The organism is Streptomyces sp. NPDC086835 (assembly GCF_044745705.1).
Taxonomy (GTDB): Bacteria; Actinomycetota; Actinomycetes; order Streptomycetales; family Streptomycetaceae; genus Streptomyces.
The window spans coordinates 312,866-331,402 of the sequence record NZ_JBIVAU010000011.1 but is presented as its reverse complement, the minus strand read 5'-3'; the positions used below and the strand labels follow the sequence as shown (position 1 = coordinate 331,402).

The following is an 18,537-nucleotide window of genomic DNA, read 5'->3' as shown; positions in this document are numbered from 1 at the left end:
GACCGTGGTGGGTACCGCGGTCCGCGTGACGATCGTCGTGACGAGCGTCCCGCCGGTGCCGGTGGCGGCTTCCGCCGCGATGACCGGCGTGACGACCGCCGCGACGACCGCGGCGGCCGCCCCGCCGGCGGTGGCGGATACGCACCTCGTCCCGCTGGTGGCGGTGGCGGTGGCTTCCGTCGTGACGACCGTTCCGGTCAGAGCGGTTTCCCGCGTCGTGATGACCGTCAGGGTGGATTCCGTCGTGACGACCGTCCCGGTGGGGACCGTGGTGGGTACCGCGGTCCGCGTGACGATCGTCGTGACGAGCGTCCCGCCGGTGCCGGTGGCGGCTTCCGCCGCGATGACCGGCGTGACGACAGGCGTGACGACCGCCGCGACGACCGCCGCGACGACCGCGGCGGCCGCCCCGCCGGCGGTGGCGGCGGCGGTGGCTTCCGCCGTGACGACCGTCGCGATGATCGCCGTGACGACAGGCGTGACGACCGCCGTGACGACCGTTCCGGTCAGAGCGGTTACCCGCGTCGTGATGACCGTCAGGGTGGTTTCCGTCGTGACGACCGTTCCGGTAGCGGTGGTTACGCGCGGCGTGACGACGACCGTGGCGGCTTCCGTGGCCCCCGTCGTGAGGAGCGCGACCGCGGTGGTTACCGCGGTTCCCGTGACGACCGCGGCGACCGCGGCGGCTACGGGCGGCGTGACGACCGGGACCGTCCCGACCGCGAGCCCGTCAAGCGGCTCCCGATCCCCGACGACGTCACCGGTGACGAGATCGACAAGGACGTACGGCAGGAGCTTCAGAGCCTGCCCAAGGGCCTCGCGGAGGATGTCGCCCGTAACCTCGTCATGGTCGCGAACCTGATCGACGAGGACCCGGAGCAGGCCTACGCCTACTCCCGTATCGCGCTGCGGCTCGCGTCCCGTGTCGCCGCCGTGCGTGAGGCCGCGGGCTTCGCCGCGTACGCGACGCAGAAGTACTCGGAGGCGCTGGCCGAGTTCCGTGCCGCGCGGCGGATGACGGGCACCGTGGAGCTGTGGCCCGTCATGGCCGACTGCGAGCGTGGGCTCGGACGGCCCGAGCGGGCGCTGGCCATGGCCGGCGAGCCGGAGGTGCAGAAGCTGGACAAGGCCGGCCAGGTCGAGATGCGGCTCGTCGCCGCCGGAGCGCGCAGGGACATGGGGCAGCTGGACGCCGCCATCGTGACCCTGCAGAGCCCCGAGCTCGCCTCCAACTCCGTGCAGCCCTGGACGGCGCGGCTGCGTTACGCGTACGCCGACGCGCTTCTCGCGGCCGGCCGTGAGGACGAGGCCAGGGAGTGGTTCGCCAAGGCGCTCGAGGCCGACAAGGACGGCGCCACCGACGCGTCGGACCGACTCGCCGAGATGGACGGTGTCGAGTTCGTCGACGCCCTGCATGAGGACGAGGAAGCCGAGGACGCCGAGGTCCACGAGGTCCACGAGGGCGACCAGGGCGCAAAGGCCGACGCCGGCGACGACGACCTGAGCACCGGCAGTGACCCCGAGGCCGTCACCGGCGGCGCCGACGCCGAGCCGGACGCCGGCTCGGACAGGTCCGGCGACCAGTCGTAACACGCGGCACATGAATGAGGGCGGCACCCGGTCCACGGGTGCCGCCCTCAGTCGTTTCCGTCCGGATGTCAGTCCAGCGTGAGGCTCCGCAGAACCAGCCCCGTCGCCGGCTTCGGTCCGAACGACGTCGACTTGCGGGGCATCGTGACGCCTTGGAGCGCCAGCTCCCGCACGACGTCCTCCCGTACCGGGTGCATCAGCACCGCCGTGCTGCCGTCGCGTTCGGCCTTGGTGACGACCGCCGGGGCGTCATGGATGTAGGCGATGTGCTCGGGGTCGTCCGGGATCTGCCAGACCTGTTCCAGGAGCGTGGAGTGCAGCACCGTGGCGTCCAGGGTGCGCCAGGCCTCCGGCGGACCGCTGGGCACGGTGCGGTGCAGCAGTCCGGCGTCCGGACGGTCGACGAGGTGGAACCGGCCGTCCCCGGCGAGGAGGAAGGCGTTGCCCTCGCCGGCGGCGAGGGCAAGGGCGTCCAGGGCCTGCGGCAGCGGTACGTCGAGGTGCCTGACCCGGAAGGAACCGCTGAGTGCTGTGAGCGCCCGGTCGACCGGCAGGCCGTGCAGCAATCGGTGGATGGCCCGTACCTGAAGGGGATAGCGGGCGGAGTCGATCAGCAGCACCAGGCCGTAGTTCCACGGGCCGGGCGAGGTTTGTTCCGCGCGCAGCCGCAGATAGGTCGCCCAGCGGTGGTGGCCGTCGGCGATCATCGCCTGATGACGCTTCAGGTCCTCCTGGACCTCCGCCAGTTCCCCGGCATCCGTGACGCACCACAGGCGGTGGCTGAAGCCGTCCTCCGTGGTCGTGGACAGCAGCGGCGAGCGCCGGACGGTGCGCTCGATGACCGCCGTCGTGCCGACGGCCTTGCCGGAGCCGCGGTACGTGAGAAGCAGCGGTTCCAGGTTCGCCGCAGTCGTGCGCATCAGGGACGCGCGGTCGGCGACGACGTCCGGCATGACGCCCTCGTGGGGCAGGACGACGCCGTCCGACGGCTCCGAGAGCGCGAGCGCCCCGATGACGCCGCGTTGCAGGACGTCACCCTTGCGCTGCTCGTAGACGTACAGGGCGGGCTCGTCGTCCGCCGCGAGAACACCCTCCTCGAGCCAGCGCGTGAGCGTCTGCGCTGCCTGGTGGTGGCGGTCCTCCGTGGTGGTCGCCTGGGGGAGGATCAGGCGCACGATGTTGTGCGGATCCGCCGACTCCAGGTGGTGCAGGCCGTCCGGTCTGACGACCACGTCGTACGGCGGCGAGGTCACGGCGGCGAGGCTGCCCACCCGCTCGGGGACGTAGCGCAGTCCGCGGAACGGGATCAGATGCAGGCCGCCATCGGCCGCAGGACCTTCGTTGTTCATCAGGGCATCGTATGCGCGTGACGGCATGAGCGATGATCGGGGGAGTGGGCATGCCCGGTCACCGGGAACGCGGGAACCAGCGAGGAGCGGAAGCGGATGAGTCAGCAGGGCGTGAACCGGCCGAGCGGAAGCACACGGGCGCTGAGCGAGGCGTACGACACCGCCCTGCTCGACCTCGACGGGGTCGTGTACGCGGGTGGTGAGGCGATCGTGCACGCCGTCGAGTCGCTGGCGACGGCCAGGGAACAGGGCATGCACCTGGCGTACGTGACGAACAACGCGCTGCGCACCCCCGACGTCGTGGCCGCTCATCTGACCGAGCTGGGCATCCCCACCGGGGCCGGTGATGTGATCAACTCCGCGCAGGCGGTGGCCCGGCTGATCTCCGAGCAGGTACCTCCCGGGTCCCGGGTGCTGGTGATCGGGGGCGACGGGCTGCGGGTCGCGCTGCGCGAGCGCGGTCTCGTGCCGGTGGAGTCGGCGGACGACGACCCCGCCGCGGTCGTGCAGGGCTACGGCGGTCCCGAGCTGCCCTGGGGCCGGTTCGCGGAGGCCTGTTACGCGATCGCGCGGGGCGTGCCGTGGTTCGCCTCCAACACGGACCTGACGATCCCGAGCGCCCGCGGCATCGCGCCCGGCAACGGCGCTGCCGTCGAGGTCGTACGGATCGCGACAGGGGCGGAGCCGCAGATCGCGGGCAAGCCGCTGCCGCCGATGCACAAGGAGACGATCCTGCGTACCGGTGCCGAGCGGCCGCTGGTCGTGGGGGACCGACTGGACACGGACATCGAGGGGGCGTTCAACGGCGGCGTCGACTCGCTGCTGGTACTGACCGGGGTGACGGACGCGGCGCAGCTGCTCGCGGCGGTGCCGCAGCACCGGCCGACCTATGTGGACGCCGATCTGCGCGGCATGCTGACCGGGCAGCCCGAAGTGACGGAGCGCGACGGCGTGTTCGGCTGCGGCGGATGGACGGCGTCGGTGCGCGGGGAGGAGCTGGCGCTGGACGGCGACGGCGATCCGCTGGACGGCCTGCGTGCGCTGTGCGGTGCCGCGTGGACGAACGCGGGCGACGGTTCCTGCACTCTCGACGCGGGGAAGGCGCTGGCCCGGCTGGGACTTTAGAGCTCCCCGGGCCGTCAGCCTCCGCCAAGAGGCGGTGCGAGGGTAGGCTAACCTAACCACGTGTTGGTCGAGAGTCCCCCGAAACGGAGCGCGGAGCCTGCGTCCGCACCCGCAACACCCAAGCGCCACGCCCTGCGTGCCTTGGGGCTGCTGGTGTCGTGCGGCGTCCTGCTGCTGATCTGCGTCGCGAGCATCGCCGTGGGCGCCAAGTCGATTCCGCTCTCCGACGTGTGGGACGGGCTGTTCCACAGCACGGGCACCGGCAACGACGTGATCATCAGGGACGTCCGCGTCCCACGGACCCTGCTGGGGCTCGTCGTCGGCGCGGCTCTCGGCGTCGCCGGCGCGGTGATGCAGGCGCTGACCCGCAACCCGCTGGCCGAACCCGGCCTGTTGGGCGTGAGCGCCGGGGCGTCGGCCGCGGTCGTGTCCGCCATCAGCTTCCTCGGCGTCACATCGCTCACCGGCTATGTGTGGTTCGCGTTCCTCGGGGCGGCCGTGGTGTCCGCCGCCGTGTACGTCCTCGGCGGCAGCCGCGGCGCCACCCCCGTACGCCTCGCGCTCGCCGGTACGGCCGCCACCGCCGCCCTGTACGGCTACATCAACGCCGTCCAGCTGCTGGACGCGGCCGCGCTCGACCGGCTGCGCTTCTGGACGGTCGGCTCGCTCGCCTCCGCCGACATGGGGGCCATCACCAAGGTCCTGCCGTTCATCGCCGCCGGACTGGTGCTCTCCATGCTGCTGGCCCGGCCGCTGAACGCGATGGAGATGGGCGACGACACCGCCCGGTCGCTGGGCGCGCACCTGACCCGCACCCGCATCCTGTCGATGCTCGCCATCACCCTGCTGTGCGGTGCGGCGACCGCGGCCTGCGGTCCCATCGTCTTCGTCGGTCTGATGATCCCGCACGTCGTCCGCGCCGTCACCGGCCCGGACATGCGGTGGATCCTGCCGTACGCGGCGGTCCTCGCGCCCGTCCTGCTGCTCGGCGCGGACGTCGTCGGCCGGGTCGTCACCCGACCCTCCGAGCTTCAGGTCGGCATCGTCACCGCGCTGATCGGCGGGCCGGTCTTCATCCAACTCGTACGCCGCAAGAGGATGGCCCAGCTGTGAAGGCCGTGAAAGCAATACGCACGCCGGGCGGGCTGTCCGTACGGCTCGACGCCCGCGCGGCGTCCGTCGTCACGCTGCTCGCGGTGGCCGCGGCGTCCGTCGCGGTCGTCCTCATCGGCAGCGGCGATTTCCCGATGTCGTTCGGCGACGTGACCGCCACGCTCCTCGGAAACGGCACCGCCGCGCAGGAGTTCATCGTCCAGGACGTGCGGCTGCCGCGGGTGCTGGTGGCGATACTCGTCGGAGCGTCGCTCGCCCTCAGCGGCGCCGTCTTCCAGTCCCTGTCGCGGAACCCGCTCGGCAGCCCCGACGTCATCGGCTTCTCCCAGGGGTCCACCGTCGGCGCGCTCACCGTGATCGTGCTCTTCAGCGGCGGCTCGCTCGCCGTCGCGGGCGGCGCGGTCGCCGGCGGGCTCGTCACCGGCATCGCCGTCTACACGCTCGCGTGGAAGCGCGGGGTGCAGGGCTTCCGGCTGGTACTCGTCGGCATCGGCGTCGCCGCCATGCTCACGGCGGTCATCCACTTCCTGATCACCAAGGCCAACCTCGTGGACGCCACCAGGGCCACGCTGTGGATGACCGGCTCGCTCGACGGCCGTGACTGGGCGCAGGTGTGGCCGCTGGCCGGGATGTGCGCGGTGCTGATGCCGGTCGTGTTCGCGCACGGGCGGCCGCTGCGGATGCTGGAGATGGGCGACGACGCGGCGTACGCGCTCGGCGTCCCCGTCGAACGCACCAGGATCGTCCTCATGGGATCCGGCGTGCTGTTCATCGCCGTCGCCACGGCCGCCGCGGGCCCCATCGCCTTCGTGGCACTCAGCGCGCCCCAGCTGGCGCGACGGCTCACCCGCTCGCCCGGACCGAACCTGGCCGCGGCCGCCGTCATGGGGGCGGCCCTGCTCCTGGTCGCGGACTGGACCGCCACCAACGCGTTCGGCGACCGCATGCTGCCGGTCGGCGTCGTCACGGCGGTGCTCGGCGGCGGCTACCTGCTCTGGCTGCTCGTCACCGAACGCAAGGCGGGGCGGATATGACGACGGGTACGGACACGGACAGGGTCAAGGACATGCGTACGGGCACCGGCGCGACCGCCGCCCACCTCACAGAGAACTCCAGGAGTACGACGACGATGCAGCGCCTCACCGCGGAATCCGTCACCCTCGGCTACGACCAGCGGGTCATCGCGGAGGACCTGTCCGTCGAGATACCCGACAACTCCTTCACCGTGATCGTCGGCCCCAACGCCTGCGGCAAGTCGACGCTGCTGCGGGCCCTTTCGCGGATGCTGAAGCCCACGAAGGGAAGGGTCCTGCTCGACGGGGAGGCCATCCACTCACTGCCCGCGAAGAAGGTCGCCAGGACGCTGGGGCTGCTGCCGCAGTCGTCGATCGCACCCGACGGGATCACGGTCGCCGACCTCGTGGCGCGCGGCCGTTACCCGCACCAGGGACTGCTGCGGCAGTGGTCGCCGGAGGACGAGCGGATCGTGGAGGAGTCGATGGCCGCGACGCGGGTCGGCGAGCTGGCCGACCGCTACGTCGACGAGCTGTCCGGCGGACAGCGCCAGCGGGTCTGGATCGCCATGGCGCTGGCCCAGCAGACGCCGCTGCTGCTGCTCGACGAGCCGACGACCTACCTCGACATCCAGCACCAGCTCGAGGTGCTCGACCTGTGCGCCGAGCTGCACGAGTCGCAGGGGCGCACGCTGGTCGCCGTCCTGCACGACCTCAACCAGGCCGCCCGCTACGCCACGCACCTCGTCGCCCTCCGCGACGGCAGGATCGTCGCGGAGGGGGCGCCGTCGGAGGTCGTCACGGCGGAGCTCGTGGAGCAGGTCTTCGGCGTGAAGAGCCAGATCATCGAGGACCCGGAATCCGGGACGCCGCTGGTGATTCCGGCGTCGCGGCGGGGGGTCGGCGCGAAGGTGTCGTGACGGGGGATGGTGTTGGGGGTGAGGGCGCGGGTGCGGGTGCGGGTCCGTGGCGCCTGCGGAGGGGTGGGAAACGCCCCGCGCCGCGGCTAGAGCAGCGTCCGCAGGCGCAGCAGGTCGCGGAGGCCCGCCTCCAGGCGGACCCGGCCCGACCCCCACGCCTTCGCGAAGTTCAGCGAGCCGTCCACCATCGACACCAGGTCGTCGCCCGTCATGGCCAGGCGGATCTGTGCCTTCTCCCGTGGCGGTCCCGGTGCGGTGTCCGTCACCGTGATCCGGCCGTTCCCCAGCCGTCCGGTGAACGTGACGTCCAGGTCCGTGATGTGGCAGCTGAGGGAACGGTCGAGGGCGGCAGCGCCCCGTACGTCGCCGTTCGCCGTCGCCAGGTGGTCGGAGAGTTTGTCGAGCGCGCCGCGGCACTCCTGCGTGGTGGCCATCGGCGGCGACGTTACCGCAGGGCTTCGCGGTAGCGTCTGGGCATGAGCGACTCGATGCCCGCCCCCGGTCCGCAGGAGCCCGACGGCGGTGTGCCGGCGGCGGAGGCGTACGACCCCGCGGCCCCCGCGCCGCTGGGTGTGCAGCGTGTGCCCACCGGCGACGCCGGTGTCGACGCGCTGCTGGAGCGGCTGGGCGATGTCGACCACCTCGCTGCGGACGGACACCTGGAGGTGTACGAGGATGTACACCGGGGGCTCAGGGACGCGCTGACCGCGCTCGACACCCGCCCGGGACCCCAGCCGGAACCGCACAACCACAGGAGCTGAACCGCACGTGGCACGAGTGGCCCGCCGCCGCCTCGACGCAGAGCTGGTACGCCGGAAACTCGCGCGTTCGCGCGAGCACGCGAGCCAGCTGATCGCCGCGGGGCGGGTGACCGTCGGCCGGAACACGGCCACCAAGCCCGCCACCCAGGTGGAGACGAGTGCGGCCATCGTCGTCGCCGCCGACGACAGTGACCCCGACTACGTGTCGCGCGGCGGGCACAAGCTCGCGGGGGCGCTCGCCGCCTTCGTACCGCTCGGGCTGGAGGTCGAGGGCCGCAGGGCCCTGGATGCCGGGGCGTCGACCGGAGGCTTCACCGATGTGCTGCTGCGCTCGGGCGCCCGGCACGTCGTCGCCGTCGACGTCGGCTACGGGCAGCTCGCCTGGTCCTTGCAGAGCGATGAACGCGTCACCGTCAAGGACCGTACCAACGTGCGAGAAATGACGTTGGAGACGATCGACGGAGAGCCGGTGGACCTTGTGGTGGGGGATCTGTCCTTCATTCCGCTGGGGCTCGTGCTACCCGCTCTGGTGCGCTGCAGCGCGCCCGACGCGGATCTCGTGCTCATGGTCAAGCCGCAGTTCGAGGTCGGCAAGGAGCGCCTCGGCAGCGGGGGAGTGGTGCGCAGTCCCGAACTGCGGGCCGACGCCGTACGGGCCGTCGCGCGCCGGGCGTCGGAGCTCGGTCTCGGCGTGCGGGGCGTCACCGCCAGCCCTCTACCGGGACCCTCGGGCAACGTCGAATACTTTCTGTGGCTCAGGGCCGGGGCGCCCGAGCTCGATCCTGCGGACGTCGACCGCGCAGTGGCGGAGGGACCTCGTTGACCACGACATCAGGAACGACACCGGGCACCAACGGCAACACTTCGAGACGTACTGTTTTTCTGCTCGCTCACACGGGACGGCCCGCGGCGATCCGCAGCGCCGAACTCGTCGTTCAGGGTCTGCTGCGCTGCGGCATCGGCGTACGCGTACTGGCGGCGGAGGCGGTCGACCTGCCGCTGCCCGCCTCGGTCGAGACCGTCGCCGACGCGACGCCGGAGGTCCTCGACGGCTGCGAGCTGCTGATCGTCCTCGGTGGCGACGGGACGCTGCTGCGGGGCGCCGAGTTCGCCCGTGCCTCGGGGGTGCCGATGCTCGGCGTCAACCTGGGGCGGGTCGGCTTCCTCGCGGAGGCGGAGCGCGACGACCTCGACAAGGTCGTCGACCGGGTCGTGACCCGCGCCTACGAGGTCGAGGAGCGGATGACCATCGATGTGATCGTGCGCTCCAACGGCGACGTGGTGCACCGTGACTGGGCGCTGAACGAGGCGGCCGTGCAGAAGGTGTCGCCGGAGCGGATGCTCGAGGTCGTCCTGGAGATCGACGGCCGGCCGGCCACCGGCTTCGGCTGCGACGGCATCGTGTGCGCGACGCCGACCGGTTCGACGGCGTACGCCTTCTCGGCCGGCGGGCCGGTGGTCTGGCCCGAGGTGGAAGCGCTGCTCATGGTGCCGATCAGCGCGCACGCGCTGTTCGCGAAGCCGCTGGTGACGTCGCCGAGGTCGGTGCTGGCGGTCGAGGTCCAGCCGCACACCCCGCACGGTGTGCTGTGGTGCGACGGGCGCCGGACCGTCGAACTGCCGCACGCGGCGCGGGTGGAGGTCCGACGGGGCGCCGTGCCCGTGCGCCTCGCCAGGCTCCACCACGCGTCGTTCACGGACCGGCTTGTGGCGAAGTTCGCCCTGCCGGTCTCCGGCTGGCGCGGGGCGCCGCCCGAGTAGGGCGCGTCGCACGGACGAGGTCCCGCAGGGGTGACAGGACCGGCCGGAAGGGTGCTCGCGCGCGGGCACGCCTTCGGCCCGGTCCTGCCCGTCGGCACGGACGGTGACGGCCTCGCGGCGGCCGCCGTCGCGCGCTCCCGGGGCTCCGGTATTGCCCGGGAGAGTGAATCGGACGCCGGGGCCCGTCGCACACCGGGGGCCGGACCTCGTATGGTCGTGTCCGTGTTGGAGGAGATGCGGATACGGTCACTCGGGGTCATCGACGACGCTGTCGTCGAGCTGTCGCCCGGATTCACAGCGGTGACCGGCGAGACGGGCGCCGGCAAGACCATGGTCGTCACCAGCCTGGGGCTGCTGCTCGGCGGGCGGGCCGATCCGGCTCTGGTGCGGATCGGCGCGAAGTCGGCCGTCGTGGAGGGCCGGATCAGGGTGTCCGACGACGCCCCGGCCGCGCTGCGCGCGGAGGAGGCCGGCGCCGAGCTCGACGACGGCACGCTGCTGGTCAGCCGGACCGTTTCTGCCGAGGGGCGCTCGCGGGCGCATCTCGGCGGGCGCTCGGTGCCGGTGGGCATGCTGTCCGAACTCGCCGACGAGCTCGTTGCCGTGCACGGCCAGACCGACCAGCAGGGCCTGCTGCGGCCTGCCAGACAGCGTGAGGCGCTGGACAGGTACGCGGGTGACGCCGTCGCCGTCCCGCACGCCAAGTACGCGGCCGCCTACCGGCGGCTGCGCGCCGTCAGCACGGAGCTCGAGGAGCTGACCACGCGGGCACGCGAGCGGGCCCAGGAGGCTGACCTGCTGCGCTTCGGACTGAACGAGATCGCCGCCGTGGAACCCCGCGCCGGCGAGGACGTCGAACTCGCGGCGGAGGCGGAGCGGCTCGGCCACGCGGAGGCCCTCGCGTCCGCCGCCTCGGTCGCGCACGCGGGTCTCGCGGGCAATCCGGAGGACCCGGAGGTCGTCGACGCCACGACCCTGGTCGCGGGCGCGGGACGGGCGCTGGAGTCCGTACGGTCCCACGATCCGGCGTTGGCTGCGCTGGCGGACCGGATCGGCGAGATCTCCATCCTCCTCGGTGACGTGGCCGGAGAGCTCGCCGGATACGCCGACAACCTGGACGCCGATCCGCTGCGGCTGGCCGCGGTGGAGGAGCGCCGGGCGGCACTGACGCAGCTGACCCGCAAGTACGGCGAGGACATCGCCGCGGTGCTCGCCTGGGCGGAGGAGGGCGCGGTCAGGCTCACCGAGCTCGACAGCGACGACGACCGCATCGGCGAGCTGACGGCCGAACGTGACGCGCTGCGCGCCGAGCTGTCCGGCCTCGCCGAAGCGCTGACCGACGCCCGCACGGAGGCCGCCGCGCGTTTCGCCGAGGCCGTCACGGAGGAACTCGCCTCGCTCGCGATGCCGCACGCGCGGGTGTCGTTCGCGGTCCGGCAGACGGAGTCCGCCGACGAGGCCTCGGGTGTCGAGGTCGGCGGCCGCTGCGTGGTGTACGGGCCCTCCGGCGTCGACGAGGTCGAACTGCTCCTGGCCCCGCACCCCGGCGCCCCGCCGCGTCCCATCGCCAAGGGCGCATCGGGCGGTGAGCTGTCCCGGGTGATGCTCGCCGTCGAGGTCGTCTTCGCCGGGACCGATCCCGTGCCGACGTACCTCTTCGACGAGGTCGACGCGGGGGTCGGCGGCAAGGCGGCGGTCGAGATCGGCCGCCGGCTCGCCAAGCTGGCGAAGTCGGCGCAGGTGGTGGTGGTGACGCACCTGCCGCAGGTGGCGGCGTTCGCGGACCGCCAACTGCTGGTCGAGAAGACCAACGACGGCACGGTCACACGAAGCGGCGTCACGGTCCTCGAGGGCGAGGACCGGGTACGGGAGCTGTCGCGGATGCTGGCGGGCCAGGAGGACTCGGAGACCGCCCGCGCCCACGCGGAGGAGCTGCTGGCCACGGCACGCGCCGACGGCTAGGGGCTTTCGCCGGGGGCGGGCGCGCCGGGTCCGTGCTTCAAGTCGATCTCGAGGCGTCACCGAGGGGCACGGGCGGCGCCCGCCGGACACTCGGCCGAGGTCAGCCGCCTGGCCGGCTCACCCATGTGAGTGATCCCGGTCCGCCGGAGCCGCGTACGTACACGGGCACGACACCCGGACGGTGCCGGAACGTCCGTACGGACTGGCATCCTTGGCGGGTGACACAGCTGCGTACGGTCCAAGTGCTGGGCGGCGGCAGTGCGGGCAGCAGCGCGCACGTCAGGTCGCTGGCCGCGGGGCTGGTGGCACGGGGCGTGCGGGTGACGGTGTGCGCCCCCGCCCGCATCGACGACATCTACGACTTCCGGGGCACCGGTGCGCACTTCGCGCCGGTACCGCGCCGGAGCGACCCGCAGGCCATCGGCGCACTGCGCGCGGCGTGCGCCGGCGCGGACGTGGTGCATGCGCACGGACTCCACGCCGCCGTGCGCGCCTCGCTCGCCCTCGGCGCGCAGCGCTCCCGTATCCCGCTCGTCGTCACCTGGCACACGACGACCCAGGCCGAGGGCGCGAGGGCAGCGGTCCTGCGGCTGCTCGAACGAAGGGCCGTGCGTGCGGCGGCTGTTGTCCTCGGGACCTGCTCGGAGCTGGTCGACCGGGCGCGTGCCTGCGGCGCGCGCGATGCCAGGCTCGCCCCGGTGGCAGCGCCCGCCCCGCAGGTCCTGCCCGCTCCGGACGCGAAGCTGTGTGCCGAACTCGGTGTCGTCGGACGCCCGTTACTCCTCGCCGTGGGCAGCCTCGAACGACACCGCGGCTACGGGACGCTGCTCGACGCCGCAGGATCCTGGAGCGGCCTGGACCCCGCGCCGCTGCTGCTGATCGCGGGGGAGGGGCCGGAGCGGGCCGTGCTCCAGCGCCGTATCGAGGCCGAGGAATTGCAGGTCCGGCTGCTGGGCCGGTACGACGACGTTCCCGCGCTGCTGGCAGTGGCGGACGTGGCGGTGCTGCCCTCCCGGTGGGAAGCCCGTTCCCTGCTCGCGCAGGAGGCACTGAGGCTGGGCGTGCCGCTGGTCGCCACGGCGGTCGGCGGGGTGCCGGAACTGGTCGGTGACGCGGCGGAGTTGGTCCCCTACGGCGACTCCGTCGCCCTGTCGGCCGCGGTGACCCGTCTGCTGACGGACCCGGCGCGCCGGGCGTGGCTCTCACAGGCGGGGCGGACACAGGCGGGGACCTGGCCGACGGAGGACGAGACGGTGGCCCAAGTGCTCAGCGTCTACGACGAGTTGGCACACCCCGGCTCCTAGCAGACCCGCCCGCCCCGTCAGCGGGTGTGACGGCGGGCCCGTAGCGCCAGGCTGAGGGCCAGGACCGTCTCCGGGTCCTCCAGGTCGGTGCCCAGCAACTCCCCGATCCGGGCCAGCCGGTTGTAGAGGGTCTGCCGGTTCAGATGCAGCTCCCGCGCCGTCTCCGCCTTGCGGCCCGCATGGGCCAGATACGCTTCCAGCGTGGGGAGCAGCGGAGGGCGTGACGTCGCGTCATGGGCCCGTAGAGGGCCGATCGCACGGTCGACGAACGCCGCCAGGTCCGGATGCTCGCGCAGTCGCCACAGCAGCAGGTCGATGTCGAGGCGGCGGGCGTCGTACCAGGGCCGGTCGTCCAGCCCCTGCGCCGCGGCGGCCGTTTCCGCCGCGTGGCGCAGCGCGGCGCCGGCCGCGGCCCAGCCGCCCGCGGCGGCGACCACGACGACCGGCGGATGCGCGCCGGCCCTCTCGAGCCCGGCGCGGGCCACCCCGGCGCGCAGCGCCTGGGCCACCCGGTCAGCGACGGCGGTCCGGTCGCCCTCCGCGCGCAGTCCGACGAGGAGCGGCACCCGGCCCTCCACCGGCCGTACGCCGAGCAGCACCGGCACCCCGAGCGACGACAGCTCCTCGGAAACGGCCCGTGCGAGCACCGACCAGTTTCCGCTGGGCGTCAGCTCGGCCGCGATCCGCATCACCACCGGCAGCAGCGGCCCCGCGCCCGGTTTGAAGCCGAGGACCCTGGCCTGCGTGGGCGCGTCCTCCGGCGTGATGCGGCCCTCCGCCAGGTCGGTCAGGAAGTCGCCCCGGCCGCGTGCCGCGAGCTCCTCCTCCTGGCGGGCCTGCATCAGCACGACGGCGAGGATGCCCGCCGCCCGCTCGGCGGCCATCCGGTGCACCGGCAGCACCGGGGAGGACACGGCCAGCAGCACCAGCCGGGCACGGACCGCGCCGGCCCCTCGTCCGCCGCCGGGCACGTCGACGAGGACCGCGTTCGCCGGGGGGCCGTCCTGCCGGCCGCCCCGCAGCCCTTGCCACACCTGCAAGGGGTCGGCGGCGCCCGGTTCGCCGCCGGGGGTGTCCGCCGCGTACAGGAGCTGCCCGTCGGGGGTCTCGAGGAACACCGGGTCACCGGTGAAGGACGCGAGGATCGCGAGCACCTGGGGCACCCCGCCGCCGCCGAGGAGGGCCTCGGTGCAGCGGCGGTGCACTTCCTCCGCCTGCTGGAGCAGCGCGTAGTGGCCGTTGACGATCTCGGTGTGGATCTCCTCGGTGACCGTGACGAACGGCACCTCGCGGTGCAGCTGCACCAGCGGCAGACCGGCCGTCCGCGCCGCCTCCACGATCGAGGCCGGCAGCCGGGAGAAACGGGGGCCCAGCTCGACCACCAGCGCCGCGATGCCGCGCTCCGCGAGCCGGTGGACGAACGCCCGCTGCTCCACCGGACGGGTCCCGAGACCGAGACCCGTCGTCAGGAGCAGCTCACCGCCCTTGAGGAGGGAGGCGATGTTGGGCACCTCACCGGCGTGGACCCAGCGCACGGTGCGCTCCAGCCGGTCGGCGCCGGCCAGCACCTCCGGGAGTCCACTGCGCAGGCCGGGGAGTTCCAGTGCCCGCCGCACGGTGATGCCGCCCTGCGTTTCCATGGCCGAGGACGCTACCGGGGCGACAGTTCCAAGGACAACAGCGGACTCCTAGCCACCGTAGGCCCCGGACGCCGTCAGCCGCAGCGCCGTGTCGATCAAGGGGACATGGCTGAACGCCTGGGGGAAGTTGCCCACCTGCCGCTGCAGCCTCGGATCCCACTCCTCCGCGAGCAGCCCGAGGTCGTTGCGGAGCGACAGCAGCTTCTCGAACAGCCGCCGCGCCTCGTCCACCCGCCCGATCATCGCCAGGTCGTCCGCCATCCAGAACGAACAGGCCAAAAACGCGCCTTCGTCGCCGGGCAGCCCGTCGACGCCTTCGTGCGCGCCCTCGGTCGGGTAGCGCAGGATGAAGCCGTCCTCGGTGGACAGCTCGCGCTGGATCGCCTCGATCGTGCCGATGACCCGCTTGTCGTCGGGCGGCAGGAAGCCCATCTGCGGGATCAGCAGCAGGGAGGCGTCGAGCTCCTTGGAGCCGTAGGACTGGGTGAAGGTGTTGCGCTCGGGGTCGTAGCCCTTCTCGCAGACGTCGCGGTGGATCTCGTCACGCAGATCGCGCCAGCGCTCCAGCGGCCCGTCCGCGTCCCCCGACTCGATCAGCTTGATCGTCCGGTCGACCGCGACCCACGCCATCACCTTGGAGTGCACGAAGTGCCTGCGAGGTCCGCGGACCTCCCAGATGCCCTCGTCCGGCTGGTCCCAGTGCTTCTCCAGGTAGCGGATCAGCTTCAGCTGGAGCAGCGAGGCGTAGTCGTTGCGTGCGAGGCCGGTCATGTGCGCGAGGTGCAGGGCCTCCGTGACCTCGCCGTACACGTCGAGCTGGAGCTGGTGCGCGGCACCGTTGCCGACGCGCACCGGACCCGAGTTCTCGTAGCCGGGCAGCCAGTCGAGCTCCGCCTCCCCGAGCTCGCGCTCGCCCGCAATGCCGTACATGATCTGCAGGTTCTCCGGATCGCCGGCGACGGCCCGCAGCAGCCACTCGCGCCAGGCGCGGGCCTCTTCACGGTAACCGGTGCGCAGCAGCGAGGAGAGGGTGATCGCCGCGTCACGCAGCCAGGTGTAGCGGTAGTCCCAGTTGCGGACGCCGCCGATCTCCTCGGGCAGCGAGGTGGTGGGCGCGGCGACGATCCCGCCGGTCGGCGCGTACGTGAGCGCCTTCAGCGTGATCAGCGAGCGGACCACGGCCTCGCGGTACGGGCCGTGGTACGTGCAGTGGTCCACCCACTCGCGCCAGAACTCGGCGGTGGCCTCCAGCGAGCCCTGCGGGTCGGGAAGGGCCGGCTGCTCCTTGTGCGAGGGCTGCCAGCTGAGCGTGAACGTGATCCGGTCACCGGGGGCGACGGTGAAGTCGGAGTAGGTCGTGAGGTCCTTTCCGTACGTGTCGGTGTCCGCGTCCAGCCACACCGAGTCCGGGCCGGCGACGCCGACCGTGCGGTTGTCGACCTTGTGGACCCACGGCACGATCCGTCCGTAGCTGAAACGCATCCGCAGAGCCGAGCGCATCCGCACCCGGCCCGAGACGCCTTCCACGATCCGGATCAGCTGCGGGGCGCCGTCACGCGGCGGCATGAAATCGGTCACTCGGACCGTGCCCCGAGGGGTGTCCCACTCGGATTCGAGGATCAGCGAGTCGCCGCGGTAGGTGCGACGGGTCGCGGCCGGTGCCCCGCTCTGCGGCTCGAACGCGGGCCCGAGCCGCCAGAATCCGTGTTCCTCCGTGCCGAGCAGCCCGGCGAAAATGGCCTGCGAGTCGAAGCGGGGCAGGCACAGCCAGTCCACCGTGCCGTCCCGGCAGACCAGTGCTGCGGTCTGCATGTCTCCGATGAGTGCGTAATCCTCGATGCGCCCGGCCACGTGCATCTCCAGTCGAACGGCCATGTCCGCCCCGCGGGGCGCTTACTGCGGTCAAGGGTCGTTGACAAGCCGCGGCGACCCCAAAAAACACCACGCGGGAGGTGTTGCCACTTGCCTGGTGGGGGGCGCCGTGTTCCGGGTGACGGTCTGGGGATGTTGTCCGTACACAGGTCCGGCTCGGCAGCGAGTTTCCGAGCAGGATACGACGCACGTCGGCGATCTGTGTCGGGTCCCCGCAACACAGGTGCGGCGAACGGGTGAGCGGCACGTGGGCCGCGGTGAGCGGTTCCCGCGCGTTGTGGTCACGGTACCTCCGGTGCCGTCGGGACGCCTGCACGGGCGTGGCCGGGCGGCGGCCCACCCCTGTCGCTGATACCCTGGTACCCCGTGGACCGGTGGCCGGAAGGCCCCGAAACCGCAGCGACGGCGCCCCCGATCCGGGTCGGCGGCCGGTACGCACCTCACTTCGCGACCACGGGAGCCCCCTCTTGGCGATGCCGCCCAAATCCATGACGACCAAGCACATCTTCGTCACCGGGGGTGTCGCCTCCTCCCTCGGCAAGGGCCTCACGGCCTCCAGCCTGGGTGCGCTGCTCAAGGCACGGGGCCTGCGGGTCACCATGCAGAAGCTCGACCCGTACCTGAACGTCGACCCCGGCACGATGAACCCGTTCCAGCACGGTGAGGTGTTCGTCACCAACGACGGCGCCGAGACCGACCTGGACATCGGCCACTACGAGCGCTTCCTCGACGTCGACCTCGACGGCTCGGCCAACGTCACCACCGGCCAGGTCTACAGCCAGGTCATCGCCAAGGAGCGGCGCGGCGAGTACCTGGGCGACACCGTGCAGGTCATCCCGCACATCACCAACGAGATCAAGTCCCGTATCCGCCGGATGGCGACCGACGACGTCGACGTCGTCATCACCGAGGTCGGCGGCACGGTCGGCGACATCGAGTCGCTGCCGTTCCTGGAGACCGTCCGCCAGGTCCGCCACGAGGTCGGCCGCGACAACGTCTTCGTCGTGCACATCTCGCTGCTGCCCTACATCGGCCCCTCCGGTGAGCTGAAGACCAAGCCGACCCAGCACTCGGTCGCGGCGCTGCGCAACATCGGTATCCAGCCCGACGCGATCGTGCTGCGCGCCGACCGTGACGTGCCGACCGCGATCAAGCGCAAGATCTCGCTGATGTGCGATGTCGACGAGGCCGCGGTCGTCGCCGCCATCGACGCCAAGTCGATCTACGACATCCCGAAGGTCCTGCACACCGAGGGCCTGGACGCCTACGTCGTGCGCAAGCTCGACCTGCCGTTCCGCGACGTCGACTGGACGGTCTGGGAGGACCTGCTCGACCGGGTCCACAACCCCGACCACGAGGTCACCGTCGCGCTCGTCGGCAAGTACATCGACCTGCCCGACGCCTACCTGTCGGTGACCGAGGCCATGCGCGCCGGCGGCTTCGCCAACAAGGCCCGTGTCCAGGTCAAGTGGGTCACCTCCGACGACTGCAAGACCCCGGCGGGCGCCGCGAAGCAGCTCGGCGACGTCGACGCGATCGTCATCCCCGGCGGTTTCGGCGAGCGTGGTGTCAACGGCAAGGTCGGCGCCATCCAGTACGCCCGCGAGAACAAGATCCCGCTGCTCGGCCTCTGCCTGGGCCTGCAGTGCATCGTGATCGAGGCCGCGCGCAACCTGGCGGAGATCCCCGACGCCAACTCCACCGAGTTCGACGCGGCCACCGCGCACCCGGTGATCTCCACCATGGAGGAGCAGCTGGCGTACGTCGAGGGCGCCGGCGACCTCGGCGGCACCATGCGTCTGGGCCTGTACCCGGCGAAGCTCGCAGAGGGCTCCATCGTGCGTGAGGTCTACGGCGACGAGCCTTACGTGGAGGAGCGCCACCGCCACCGCTACGAGGTGAACAACGCCTACCGCGCGGAGCTCGAGAAGAAGGCGGGCATCCTCTTCTCCGGCACGTCCCCCGACAACCGGCTCGTCGAGTACGTCGAGTACCCGCGCGAGGTGCACCCGTATCTCGTCGCCACCCAGGCCCACCCGGAGCTGCGGTCCCGCCCGACGCGTCCGCACCCTCTCTTCGCCGGTCTGGTGAAGGCGGCCGTGGAGCGCAAGTCCGGTCAGTGACACG

Annotated in this window: 16 protein-coding genes; 12 read left to right on the top strand and 4 right to left on the bottom strand. The window is 72.2% G+C overall.

The features are described 5' to 3' along the window. Window positions 1-862, top strand: an 862-nt coding sequence (locus tag ACIPJI_RS31075; protein ID WP_402250104.1) for a hypothetical protein, incomplete at its 5' end; no start/stop codon positions are given. Then, a complete protein-coding gene (locus ACIPJI_RS31070) occupies window positions 847-1,590 on the top strand; it encodes a tetratricopeptide repeat protein (RefSeq protein ID WP_402250102.1) in 744 nt (247 codons plus the stop codon). The genes ACIPJI_RS31075 and ACIPJI_RS31070, both read left to right, overlap by 16 nt. A gap of 68 nt (window positions 1,591-1,658) precedes the next feature. Here the strand turns inward: ACIPJI_RS31070 and ACIPJI_RS31065 are convergent, their stop codons facing one another. Beyond that, window positions 1,659-2,939 (bottom strand): DUF1015 domain-containing protein, encoded by a 1,281-nt coding sequence (locus tag ACIPJI_RS31065; RefSeq protein WP_402250100.1) that lies wholly within the window; start codon window positions 2,937-2,939, stop codon window positions 1,659-1,661. A gap of 96 nt (window positions 2,940-3,035) precedes the next feature. On the opposite strand from ACIPJI_RS31065, the gene ACIPJI_RS31060 reads away from it, so the two are divergent. Genes ACIPJI_RS31060 through ACIPJI_RS31045 form a run of 4 tightly spaced genes read left to right on the top strand, consistent with a single transcriptional unit; the run spans window position 3,036 to window position 7,110 of the window. Further along, a complete protein-coding gene (locus ACIPJI_RS31060) occupies window positions 3,036-4,064 on the top strand; it encodes an HAD hydrolase-like protein (RefSeq protein ID WP_356625040.1) in 1,029 nt (342 codons plus the stop codon). A 60-nt stretch (window positions 4,065-4,124) separates the two neighbouring features. Continuing rightward, entirely contained in the window at window positions 4,125-5,177 is a 1,053-nt protein-coding gene (locus tag ACIPJI_RS31055; protein ID WP_402250098.1) for a FecCD family ABC transporter permease, read from the top strand. Further along, entirely contained in the window at window positions 5,174-6,211 is a 1,038-nt protein-coding gene (locus ACIPJI_RS31050) for an iron chelate uptake ABC transporter family permease subunit (RefSeq protein ID WP_356625043.1), read from the top strand. The genes ACIPJI_RS31055 and ACIPJI_RS31050 overlap by 4 nt, the downstream gene beginning before the upstream one ends. A 32-nt stretch (window positions 6,212-6,243) precedes the next feature. Next, window positions 6,244-7,110: an ABC transporter ATP-binding protein gene (locus tag ACIPJI_RS31045; RefSeq protein ID WP_402250123.1), complete on the top strand. Its 867-nt coding sequence runs from the start codon at window positions 6,244-6,246 to the stop codon at window positions 7,108-7,110. Between the two features lie 86 nt (window positions 7,111-7,196). On the opposite strand, the gene ACIPJI_RS31040 is transcribed toward ACIPJI_RS31045, so the two are convergent. Beyond that, window positions 7,197-7,544 (bottom strand): SCP2 sterol-binding domain-containing protein, encoded by a 348-nt coding sequence (locus ACIPJI_RS31040; RefSeq protein ID WP_307705667.1) that lies wholly within the window; start codon window positions 7,542-7,544, stop codon window positions 7,197-7,199. A 42-nt stretch (window positions 7,545-7,586) separates the two neighbouring features. Between ACIPJI_RS31040 and ACIPJI_RS31035 the strand changes: the two genes are divergently transcribed. The 5 genes from ACIPJI_RS31035 (at window position 7,587) to ACIPJI_RS31015 (ending at window position 12,898) form a co-directional block, all read left to right on the top strand. After that, complete coding sequence (locus ACIPJI_RS31035) at window positions 7,587-7,871, top strand: hypothetical protein (RefSeq protein WP_307705666.1); 285 nt, start codon at window positions 7,587-7,589, stop codon at window positions 7,869-7,871. A 7-nt stretch (window positions 7,872-7,878) separates the two neighbouring features. Further along, window positions 7,879-8,694, top strand: a complete 816-nt coding sequence (locus ACIPJI_RS31030) for a TlyA family RNA methyltransferase (protein WP_402250095.1) — start codon at window positions 7,879-7,881, stop codon at window positions 8,692-8,694. Continuing rightward, window positions 8,691-9,632 (top strand): NAD kinase, encoded by a 942-nt coding sequence (locus ACIPJI_RS31025; protein ID WP_307705665.1) that lies wholly within the window; start codon window positions 8,691-8,693, stop codon window positions 9,630-9,632. The genes ACIPJI_RS31030 and ACIPJI_RS31025 overlap by 4 nt, the downstream gene beginning before the upstream one ends. A 216-nt stretch (window positions 9,633-9,848) precedes the next feature. Beyond that, window positions 9,849-11,594 carry a DNA repair protein RecN gene (gene recN, locus ACIPJI_RS31020; protein ID WP_402250093.1) on the top strand — a complete coding sequence of 582 codons (1,746 nt, stop codon included), beginning with the start codon at window positions 9,849-9,851 and terminating at the stop codon, window positions 11,592-11,594. A gap of 218 nt (window positions 11,595-11,812) precedes the next feature. After that, window positions 11,813-12,898: a glycosyltransferase family 4 protein gene (locus ACIPJI_RS31015; protein WP_402250091.1), complete on the top strand. Its 1,086-nt coding sequence runs from the start codon at window positions 11,813-11,815 to the stop codon at window positions 12,896-12,898. Window positions 12,899-12,915: 17 nt separating this feature from the next. Here ACIPJI_RS31015 and ACIPJI_RS31010 read toward each other — a convergent pair whose 3' ends face one another. Together ACIPJI_RS31010 and ACIPJI_RS31005 are read right to left on the bottom strand one after the other, a co-directional pair. Further along, window positions 12,916-14,538, bottom strand: a complete 1,623-nt coding sequence (locus ACIPJI_RS31010) for a PucR family transcriptional regulator ligand-binding domain-containing protein (protein ID WP_356625048.1) — start codon at window positions 14,536-14,538, stop codon at window positions 12,916-12,918. Between the two features lie 48 nt (window positions 14,539-14,586). Further along, on the bottom strand, window positions 14,587-16,413 hold the full coding sequence (locus ACIPJI_RS31005; RefSeq protein ID WP_356625050.1) for a glycoside hydrolase family 15 protein: 1,827 nt from the start codon (window positions 16,411-16,413) through the stop codon (window positions 14,587-14,589). Between the two features lie 470 nt (window positions 16,414-16,883). On the opposite strand from ACIPJI_RS31005, the gene ACIPJI_RS31000 reads away from it, so the two are divergent. Continuing rightward, entirely contained in the window at window positions 16,884-18,533 is a 1,650-nt protein-coding gene (locus ACIPJI_RS31000; RefSeq protein ID WP_307705661.1) for a CTP synthase, read from the top strand. Window positions 18,534-18,537 lie beyond the last annotated feature (4 nt).